This is a genomic window from Acinetobacter seohaensis (assembly GCF_056431365.1).
Genome location: NZ_JBWKMK010000068.1, coordinates 1 through 698 on the forward strand (window position 1 = coordinate 1; position 698 = coordinate 698).

Consider the following 698-nt stretch of genomic DNA (forward strand, 5'->3'; position numbering starts at 1 on the left):
AGATGGCTGATTACAGAGAGCTACTTAAAAGTAACTTTTCGACGAATTTGTATTTTATTCCAGCTTATAGCCCTGAGTTAAATCGAATCGAGATGGTATGGAAGCAGATGAAATATTATTGGCGAGACTTTCAAGTCATGACAGCTGATAAAATAGAGCAATGGGTGGAGAGAGTATCAAACCAATTCGGAAAAGAATACATGTTTACTTTTTAATGACAGCTTAAATGATATCCTGCTCCTCAAATGATGTTATAAACATTAATAAATGGAGTATTTTATGGCACGTAAAACCAAGAAGAAATCATTCAAACGACTTTAAAGCAAAGGTAACACTTGCTGCAATTAAAGCAGAAAAAACACTTGCTGACTTGAGTGCTGAATTTGATGTTCATCAAAACCAAATTATCGACTTAGGTCCCTATTTGCAACAGTGCCGATAAATTAACATCAAGGAGTTTTCCTAGTCAGGTGAATGAGATTCATGCACGCATAGCAGTCTTGAATAAATTCACAGAATTAGGTCGACCTCATACCCAAGTTGTATCTTAAATTTGGAATGTTTAAGGTAGTTAAGCTGTCATTAAAAAGTAAACATGTATTCTTTTCCGAATTGGTTTGATACTCTCTCCACCCATTGCTCTATTTTATCAGCTGTCATGACTTGAAAATCTCGCCAATAATATTTCATCTGCTTCC

General features: G+C 35.1%; 1 protein-coding gene and 3 pseudogenes. 3 read left to right on the top strand and 1 reads right to left on the bottom strand.

What is annotated here, in order from left to right:
• From AC07E5_RS09650 to AC07E5_RS09660, 3 genes and pseudogenes are all read left to right on the top strand, one after another.
• Positions 1-215 (top strand): transposase (locus AC07E5_RS09650; RefSeq protein ID WP_498625329.1); only part of this gene is annotated, 215 nt, incomplete at its 5' end.
• 52 nt (positions 216-267) lie between these two features.
• A pseudogene (locus tag AC07E5_RS09655) lies at positions 268-406 on the top strand (transposase); the annotation flags it as partial.
• 31 nt (positions 407-437) lie between these two features.
• Positions 438-551 (top strand): annotated as a pseudogene (locus AC07E5_RS09660) (IS5/IS1182 family transposase); the annotation flags it as partial.
• A gap of 31 nt (positions 552-582) precedes the next feature.
• Here the strand turns inward: AC07E5_RS09660 and AC07E5_RS09665 are convergent.
• A pseudogene (locus tag AC07E5_RS09665) lies at positions 583-698 on the bottom strand (transposase); the annotation flags it as partial.